At 41.4% G+C, this 9,983-nt stretch carries 5 protein-coding genes and 1 pseudogene; all 6 read left to right on the top strand.

The window, feature by feature from the left end; translation table 11 throughout:
• Positions 1-122 precede the first annotated feature (122 nt).
• The 6 genes and pseudogenes from Q5076_RS14300 (at position 123) to Q5076_RS14275 (ending at position 9,963) form a co-directional block, all read left to right on the top strand.
• Positions 123-1,230 (top strand): annotated as a pseudogene (locus Q5076_RS14300) (glycoside hydrolase family 105 protein).
• 239 nt (positions 1,231-1,469) lie between these two features.
• Positions 1,470-2,012, top strand: a complete 543-nt coding sequence (locus Q5076_RS14295; RefSeq protein WP_303014273.1) for an RNA polymerase sigma factor — start codon at positions 1,470-1,472, stop codon at positions 2,010-2,012.
• A 144-nt stretch (positions 2,013-2,156) separates the two neighbouring features.
• The gene (locus Q5076_RS14290) at positions 2,157-3,080 is read left to right on the top strand and encodes a FecR family protein (RefSeq protein WP_303014272.1); all 924 of its coding nucleotides are present in this window, start codon (positions 2,157-2,159) and stop codon (positions 3,078-3,080) included.
• 143 nt (positions 3,081-3,223) lie between these two features.
• Positions 3,224-4,774, top strand: a complete 1,551-nt coding sequence (locus tag Q5076_RS14285) for a DUF4832 domain-containing protein (RefSeq protein WP_303014271.1) — start codon at positions 3,224-3,226, stop codon at positions 4,772-4,774.
• A gap of 57 nt (positions 4,775-4,831) precedes the next feature.
• Positions 4,832-8,221, top strand: coding sequence for a TonB-dependent receptor (locus tag Q5076_RS14280; protein WP_303014270.1), 3,390 nt, complete (start codon positions 4,832-4,834; stop codon positions 8,219-8,221).
• A 17-nt stretch (positions 8,222-8,238) separates the two neighbouring features.
• Complete coding sequence (locus Q5076_RS14275) at positions 8,239-9,963, top strand: RagB/SusD family nutrient uptake outer membrane protein (protein ID WP_303014269.1); 1,725 nt, start codon at positions 8,239-8,241, stop codon at positions 9,961-9,963.
• The last annotated feature ends 20 nt before the right edge of the window (positions 9,964-9,983 follow it).

Below are 9,983 nucleotides of genomic sequence, written 5' to 3'. Positions count from 1 at the left end.
GAGTTCTGCTGTCTGATACAAGAGGATAAATTGAATTGATAGAACTCACCATAATAAGAAGTTGCCAAGGTTACGGTTGAGGTTGAACTGTAATTACCGAATGATAACTAAATGAATATATAATGAAGAAAATACTTTTATTGGGAACCTCCCTGTTATATACCACTTTTATATTGGCAATAGAAATTCTTTTTCAGAAGTCCGAAGTTAAGTCTATCATACGAAAAGTTGCGGATTGGCAGATTGCTAACCCACATCCTGCTCCTGAACATGATGATTTGAACTGGCCGCAGGGTGTTCTTTATGCCGGTATGGTGGATTGGGCGGAATTGGTCGAAAAAGAAGACGGTGATGATACATATTATGAGTGGCTTATTCATATAGGTCAACGGATTTGTTGGCTGCCGGACAAACGGTTTTATCATGCCGATGATATTACTGTATCACAGTCATTCTTGGATTTATACCGCAGGTACAAGGATGAAGCGATGATTGTCTCTACACTTGCCCGTGCGAAATGGATTGTCAATCATCCGTCTGAAGGCAATTTTAAGCTAGTAGAAGGAGATTTAAGGACCTTGGAACGCTAGACCTGGTGTGACGCTCTTTTTATGGCTCCTCCTGTATATGTAAAGTTGTATATGTTGACCGGAGATAAGAAATATATCAAGTTTATGAATTGTGAGTATAAAGCGACTTATGATTATTTGTTTGATGAAAGAGAAAACCTATTTTACCGTGACTGGCGTTATTTTGATAAACGGGAAGCCAATGGTAAGAAGGTTTTTGGGGGACGTGGTAATGGTTGGGTGCTTGGTGGTCTGGTTGAAATATTAAAAGAGCTACCCAGGAAGGACAAGAGCCGTAAATTCTATGAGGAATTATTTGTAAAACTTGTTACACGTATTGCCGGATTACAGTATCCGGACGGTTTCTGGCATGCCAGTCTTTTAGACCCTATTTTTTATCCATCGCCGGAGACTAGTTGTACAACTTTTATTGTGTATTCCATAGCTTATGGTATCAATGAAGGGGTGCTGGATAAGGATATGTATCTTCCTGTAATGGTGAGAGGGTGGAATGCATTAGTCTCGGCTGTAGAGTCTAATGGTAAGGGTATGTGCAGCAAATCGGTGCTGACCCGAAGAAGGTGCCCCGTGATATGACAGAAGTTTATGGAGTCGGTGCTTTTTTGATGGAGGCAATGAAATTTATAAAATGGCAAGATAATTTATTCTTTTCTTTATGGAGAGGAACTATGTTAAAACTAAGAAGTTTTTTGTAAAGTTCAGATGCTAGCTATTAAATGTAGACGAGTTATATCAAATTCCGTTTTCTGAGTGATGATATGGCTCTTTTTATTATAGAAGAATATGCTAATTGATAAAGAAAGTTAATATTAAGTGCTTTGACCTATATAATATATAAAACTGTGCGCCTGTCAATATATAAAATAATAATCTAATTAAATGGAAGACCTGGAAAGAGAACTTTTGTTGATTTCCAAAGGGGATGAACTAGCTTTTAACAGTTTCATGAACCGGTATTCGAAGAGGTTATACTATCATGCCTTTGGTATTCTTAGTAATAAGGAAATGGCTGAAGAGGTGGTAGGCGATGTTTTCTTTGAAGTGTGGAAACTGCGTCATATGCTTTTGGAAATTGCCAGTATGTCAAGTTGGTTGAATACGATTGTTTATCGTAAATCAATCTCTTATGTACGTAAAGAGGCGAAGAGTAATCAGGAAATCTCTTTTGAGGAACTTCAGAATTTTTCTTTTCCTGATATGCAGACTCCAATGGATGATATGCTTTCGCGTGAAGAAGTACAGTGTTTGAATGAGGCAATCAATAGTTTGCCGCCCAAGTGCAAACATGTGTTCTTTTTGGCAAAGCTGGAACAGATGCCTTATGTGGAAATTGCACGTATGTTGCAGATTTCACTTCCTACAGTGAATTACCATATAGGATATGCTATGAATACTTTGCGAAAAAGGCTTGTAGATGGATAATTCTGAAAAATATAGTACTTAAAGAAAAAAATGGAAATTAAACCTATAGATAAACCTGTTTTTTGCGTCTTTATAAATAGAAAGAAAGTTCAGGTGAAAAGATTGTTGGAAGGAAAAATATTGAAAAGATAAAAAGATTTGAAGATGGATAAAGATATCAATGATTATAAGTATGGTGATTTGTTGGGCGACATCAAGTTAAAGTCGTTTGTGCAACATAGTACTCCGGCCGAGATAGATATCTCTGCCATTAAAAGAAGAGCTTTTCTGAGAATGCGCCAACACGAGCGTAAGTCCAAGCGGCGCATTTTTATGTATGTGGGTTCGGTGGCTGCTATGCTGTTTCTTTTGATAGGTGTTAAATATATAGTCGGAGGGGATGTAATGGATGGTTTGCACCGTATAGATGTTACGGAGTTGATGTCTGATACTTACGATGAAGAGGTAGAAGTGCCTGTTGGTGAAAAGATGACGTTGATGCTGGCTGACGGCACTAGGATTATAGCTAATTCTCGTACGGTTGTCCGTTATCCCAAACGTTTTAATGGTGAATATCGTGAGGTGTACGTAAAGGGAGAAGCCTATTTCGATGTGGCACACGATAGGGAACATCCCTTTTTAGTTAGTTCTGATAATTTTAGGGTAAAGGTACTTGGAACCAAGTTTAATGTGAATAATTACGATGTTTCGGACTCGCAAGTTGTATTGGTTCAGGGTTCGATCGAGCTAAAAACGTCAAATAATGACAGGGTTCGCATGAAACCAAATGAATTGGTGAATTTACAGGAGGGTGGTTTCGCGGAGAAACGATTAGTGAATACAGATGAATATACTTGCTGGATGCAAGGTATGATCAACCTTGCCGGTGAAAGTGTAGAGTCTGTGGTCCAACGACTCAGTCATTATTATGGGGTGACTATTTTATTTGACGATAAGATATCGGCAGATAAGCTGTATGGCAAACTGGTACTTGATGGTCAGGTGAAGGAAGTCTTGAAAGCCATTGAGGCCATGACACAAACCTGTATGAAAATTAATGGTGATACGATCTACTTAGTGAAGGAGTAATTACTATTGTTATTATTCCTGAACAAAATAATTACATAAGAATTTATTATTAACCAATTTGTAATGCCTTCATTGTAAGGTATAGGAGATTTGTACCCCTTTTCGAAGAGAGATGTAATACTCCATTAATACCATTGAAAAAGATGAGAAGACACACTTTATTACGTACATGTATGCTTTTTATAGCAGTTCTGATGTCCTGTGCATGGACTTCGGCACATATGCAATTAGCAAAAGGAGTAAAGGTACCTGAACAGACTGTCTGTTTTAAGCCGGATACCCTTTCGGTACTCAAGAATCCTCTTACGGGTTGGGTAATGTATTTAGGCCGTATGTGGGATGAAAATTTTTGGCAAACTTACCATTATGACGCTATGCCCGTGAATGGTGGGGACTCTACTGTTCGTGTTAGCGATTATGCCGGTACATGCTATATTCGCACTAATTGGAACATGCTTGAGAGTCAGGAAGGGAAATATGTATGGAACGATCCCGACTCGCGTATCTATAAATTACTTGCTTCGGTACGTGAGCGTGGTATGCGGTTGGCTTTTCGTATCAATGTAGACAGCCGTGACCAGGGACAGAACACGCCACTTTATGTAAAGGAAGCCGGTGCTAAAGGTTTTCAGGATCCCAATAATCCCCGTGTGTGGTCACCTTATCCTGATGATGCTGTATTTCAACAAAAATACGAAAAATTCCTTCAAGCATTTGCCATTGCCTTTGACGATCCTGATAAAGTGGATTTTATCGATGCTTACGGACTTGGTAAGTGGGGTGAGGCACACGGTGTGAAATATAATAACTATTCTCAAAAAACGGAAGTATTTGAATGGATTACTGATGCTTATGCAAAAGCTTTCAAACGTGTACCATTGGTGATAAACTATCATCGCTTGGTGGGAGATACCATCAGTTGGGCAGAACCACATCCTGATAGTAAAAGGTTACTCGAAAGAGCTATTGCAAAAGGATATATCATTCGTCACGACGCTTTTGGTATGACCGGTTATTACGAACAATGGGAGAAAGATTTTGCTCGCACATACCGCTATCGTTTACCTATTATTATGGAGGGAGGATGGATTACCGGAGCGCATCACCGCTACTGGATTGATCCCTGTGGTAAGTATCGCCAGGGGCATTCGGAAGATGTGCGCTTGGGCGAGTACGAAGAGAGCCGCAATGCTCATGTTAATATGATGGATCTTCGCATTGGTGATGAAATAGCCTCGTGGTTTAATACCTCTTTTGACTTAATAAAGCGTTTCGAACGTGAAGGAGGATATCGGCTTTATCCAGTTAAGGTGAGTTTCGTGAATAAGGCTTGTCAAGGTGAACGAGTGAATGTGCAGCACAATTGGCGCAATTTGGGTTGGGGATATTGTCCTACTAACATCCCCCAATGGAAAGGAAAATATAAAGTTTGTATCGCTTTGATGGATACCGGTTATAACATTGTGAAAAAGCAGATTGTGGATGAGGCTGACCTTTCTACCTGGGTACAGGGTCATGATGGTCATTACACCACAGTTGTCAGTCTGGATGGTCTTCAAAAAGGAAGTTATACTTGGCTTGTTGGATTAGTTGATACTACCAAGGCATGTCAGCCGGGTTTGAAGATGGCTGTCGACAAGGATTTTCTCTTCGAGGGATGGTGTAAAGTTGGCAAACTCGAGATCAAAAAGTGACCGGTACATTAATCGTAAATTGTTATGCAATAAATACTAATTATTAATCTTAATATTATGAATCGGAAAACAATCGCAACTATGGCGGCAAGCTTTGCTAAGGCTTTTTGTATAGCTGGACTGCTGTCTACGCCCGTTTATTTGGGTGCGTCGACTGTTTCATTCGAGAAGGTAAACGGGATGTATATCCTCAAAGCCGAAGATTCGACGGTGAAACAAGTGTTCGACTACATTGAGAAACATAGTAAATATGTTTTTGTCTATGATCAATCGGTGAAAGACCGTCTCGAGAATAAAGTAAACATCGAATTGCAGGGCAAGTCAATCGATGCAATTTTGGCGGAGGTGTGTCGGCTGGCTGATTTGAAGTATCACATTCAGAATCGTCAAGTGACTATCACTGTTAATTCCACTAAAAAAGTTACTACTCAGGTGAAAAAAAAGAAGCGTATTTCGGGGCAGATAGTCGATGTTACCGAACTGCCGATGATTGGTGCTACGGTTCGTGTGAAGGGTAGTGATGTAGCTACCATTACCGACCTTAACGGCAAGTTTCAAATCGATGTTTCCGAAGGTAGCGAGCTGCTTATCAGCTATGTAGGTTACGTAGATAAAATAGTGCGGATAGATAGCAAAAATATGTATGTCATTGTAATGGAAGAAGCTAGCAAAGCGCTCAACGAAGTAGTCGTTATCGGTTATGGTGTGGTGAAGAAAAAAGACCTCACTGGTGCGGTAGCGGCTGTGAAGGGAGAAGAACTGGTAAATAAACGTACCGCCATGCTCTCCAATGCTTTGCAAGGTTCACTTTCGGGTGTGATGGTAACACGTAACAGTTCGGCTCCCGGTTCAGGCGCAGCCTCTATCCGTGTGCGTGGTATTACTACTATGGGCGAATCAAGTCCGTTAGTGATTGTAGACGGTGTGCAGAGTTCACTCGACTATGTGAATTCTAACGATGTAGAGAGTATCTCAGTATTAAAAGATGCTGCGGCTGCCAGTATCTATGGCTCGAAAGCTGCTGCTGGTGTTATCTTGGTTACTACTAAGCGTGGTAACGACAGTGGTAAAATCAACCTGAAATATAATGCAGAATTTGGTTGGGAAATTCCTACTAAACAACCGAGCATGGTGGGGGTCACCCGTTATTTGGAGATGAGTAACGAATTGAAGTACAACGACAATCCTACAGGTGGCTTTTTTCAGGAATATACAGCCGATCAGACTAAGAATTGGGTGAAATATAACGCTACAGATCCAAACAACTACCCCATTACTGATTGGACTGACCTGATTTTGAAGTCGAGCGCTCCCCGTATGACTCATACTCTCTCCGTATCGGGTGGTAACAAGACTGTGAAGTCGTTGGCTACTCTTTCATATGACGAGGTAGATGGTCTTTATGATGGTCGTGGATTTCAACGTTATATGTTCCGTTCGAACAACGATTTTACTATTAATGATAAACTCAGTGCCCAAATAGACGTGAATATCCGTCATGCCAAGAGTTGTGCCACAAATTATGATCCTTTTGATACTATGCGTAAAATGCCTGCTATCTATCCTGCCACTTGGAGCGACGGTCGTTTGGCTTCGGGCAAGAGTGGGGCAAATCCTTATGGTTTGCTTGTTGCAGGTGGTAATTCTGTGGCCCATAGTACCCAAGTGGCAGGTAAAGGATCACTAACTTTCAAGCCTATCAAGGGATTGAGTATCTCAGGTATTGTATCTCCTTTCATCAATTATCAAAAGAAAAAGGCATTTAAAAATGCATGTGGATATACTTTGGCAGACGATCCTGAAACATTTGGCGGTTATTTCGATTCCGGTAGTACTTGGACTACCAATTCGCTCACAGAGACTCGTAATGACGATTACCACGTTACCAGCCAGGCTATTGCCAATTACATGGGGACCTTTGGTAGCCACAATCTTACAGTGATGGTAGGTTTCGAAAACTACTACATGAAGAGCGAGAATCTGACTGCTGCGCGTGATAAATACGAACTGACCGGTTATCCTTATCTTAATATCGGTTCGGAAGACTTCCAGACTAATAGCGGTACTGGTTCTGAATATACTTCAAATTCAGTTTTTGGACGTGTCATCTATTCATATGCCGATCGTTACCTGTTTCAGGCTAATGTGCGGCATGATGGCAGTTCACGCTTTGCCAAAGGGTATCGCTGGGGTACTTTTCCTTCATTTTCGGCCGGTTGGGTAGTGAGCGAAGAGAAGTTTATGAAGAGTCTCAATTGGGATTGGCTCTCATTCTTGAAGTTGCGTGGATCATGGGGGATGTTGGGTAACGAACGTATTGGCGATAACTACTTTCCTTACATTGCTTTGATGAGTTTTGGTAATTCACTATTCTATATGGCTGATGGAAGTATCGTTTCTGATAAAACGGCCCGTCCCGCTGTGCTGGCTGTGGAAGATATTACTTGGGAAACGACTACCAGTACTGACTTAGGTCTGGATGTAAACTTTTTGAACAACCGTCTGTCGTTTCATTTTGATTACTATTGGAAAGAGACCAAGGACATGTTGCTGAATATCGAAATCCCCTACTTCATGGGATATAACAACCCTAGTACGAATGCAGGTAAGATGTCTACTCATGGTTATGATATTGAAGCAGCATGGAATGACCAAATAGGAGATTTTAAGTATGGTGTAAATGTGAATTTCTCCGACTTCCTCTCAAAGATTGATTATATGAATGATGGGGAGCAAATCAGCGGTGGCAAGATTAAACGTGCCGGCGTATTTTTCAATGAATACTATGGTTATGTGTGCGATGGTATCTATCAAACTCAGGAAGAAGTGAACAATTCGGCACGTACTAGTACTACTGTTACGGTAGGCGACCTGAAATATCGCGATATCAGTGGCCCTGACGGTGTACCCGACGGCGTTATCAGTCCTGAGTATGATCGTGTCCCTTTGGGTAACTCACTGCCTCGCTTCCAGTATGGTGGTACATTCAATGCTTCATACAAGGGTATTGACCTCAGTATTGCTTTCCAGGGCATTGGCAAACAGAATTCATACCTTTCTACTGCTATGGTACAACCTTTGCGTGATAACTATGGCAACGTGCCGTCTATTATCGAAGGTAAATATTGGAGCCCTTTTAATACTGCTGAAGAGAATTTGTCAGCCAAATATCCTCGCCTTTCAAATGTGTCGAAAAGTAATAACTACGCCACTTCTAATTTTTGGATGTTCAACGGTTCATATTTCCGTTTGAAGAACCTCACATTGGGGTATACTTTACCTGAGACTTGGACACAAAAAGCTGGTATAAATCGTGTTCGCTTCTATGTGAGTGGTAGTGATCTCTTTTGTTTGAGTAATTTCCCCGATGGTTGGGATCCTGAAATGGGTACTACATCTTACCCGATTACAACTTCTTTGGTAATGGGTTTACAAGTTAACTTTTAAATAAATTGGAGTAGAATATGAAAACAAAGATATTATTAGTAGCTGGAATGTGTCTGGGGCTTACTGCTTGCGAGAGCATGGATTTGGTCCCTAAATCGCAAGGCAATACAGAGTCATGGTACACAACTGAAACAGAGTTGCGTATGGCTTCCAATGATTTTTACATCTTAGGTTATTGGCAAGAACCCCTTAGTTCATCCGAACAATGGTCGGACAACACTACCTATCGTCAGACGAATCGTAACCCGGGAAGCGGTGGAACTATACTTGATGGGACCATGAATGGCCAACAATATGAAGTATATGCTTTGTGGCAGCAATCGTTTAAGCTTATAGCCCGTGCTAACACAATGCTCGAAAATATTCACAAGGCAAAAGGTTCTGTTACGCAGGAGGTCTATGATCGCTATGCTGGTGAGGCTTATTTCTGTCGTGCCTGTAAATATGCCGACCTGCTCTTTTTTTATGGCGATGTCCCTTATCAGGAGGAGACTATTACTATTTCCGAAGCTTTGCAACGTGGTCGCAAGCCTAAAGCTGAAGTAATTCCTTTGGTATACGATGATTTCGATAAAGCCGTTGCCGGTTTGCCCGCAAGCTACGGAAAGGATGAAAATATCCATCCCACCAAGGGAGCAGCTTTGGCTATGAAAGCACGGTTTGCCCTTTATATGGGTGACTATGAGATTGCTGCCCAAGCCGCCAAAGCTTGTATGGATCTCAACCTCTATTCTTTGGAGTCCGATTATGCCAAGCTCTTTAAGCAAAGCACCAAACTGAATGATGAGAAAGTATTCGTGATACCTCGTTCTATTGAAAACGAAGTGATGCTCGATTCTTGGATTGTGAAAAATGGTCTTCCTCGTAATGCAGGAGGTTATGGATCGTACAATCCCTCGTGGGATCTCTTGGCTTCGTACCTTTGTACCGACGGTTTACCAATCGACGAGTCCCCACTGTTTGATCCAAAAAATCCTTTTAAGAATCGTGACCCGCGTTGTACAATGACCATCGTTGAGTTCAATACCGAGCATTGTGGTTTCGAGTATGATCCCAGTCCCGCAGCTAAAACCGTGATGAACTATACTACCGGAAAGATGCAAAGTAACCAAGATACCCGTATTGTGAATCAGTACAGCTCATATACAGGATTGTTGTGGAAAAAAGGTATCGATGCCAGTTGGGCAGTAGATCAAAAGGTAGAGCAGGATTATATCATAATGCGTTATGCTGACGTACTGCTGATTTATGCTGAAGCCATGATAGAGCTGAACCGGATTGACAGCAGTGTGCTGGAAGCTATCAATATGGTACGTGCCCGTGCTTATGGTGTAAATGTAACTGCAACTGACAGTTATCCTGTTGTAACCACTACTGACCAGACAGAGTTACGCCGTGCCTTGCGTATAGAACGTCGCATGGAGTTTGCCATGGAGAACCAACGTCTGCAGGATTTGATGCGTTGGAAATTGGCAGAGAAAGCGCTGAATGGTTACAATTATATCATGCTTATCGACCCTACGGAACTGTTGAACAATGTGGTCAATAAGAACCTTTGGTTCTGGGGAATGACCCCGCAAATCGACGAAGATGGTTTAGCGGATTTTTCGGCTCTTTTCAATGCAGGTTATTGTTCGCAGGGTGCCAAGCGTATTTTTCCCGAACGTGAATACTTGTGGCCGTTGCCTACACATGATGTAGAGTTGTGTCCCAACTTGTTACCCAACAATCCGGGTTATTAATTCTATAAACTATTACGAAC

This window comes from uncultured Bacteroides sp., from assembly GCF_958445495.1.
In the GTDB taxonomy this organism is placed as follows: Bacteria; Bacteroidota; Bacteroidia; order Bacteroidales; family Bacteroidaceae; genus Bacteroides.
The sequence above is the reverse complement of the archived record's forward strand: the minus strand, read 5'-3'. Positions and strand labels throughout refer to the sequence as shown.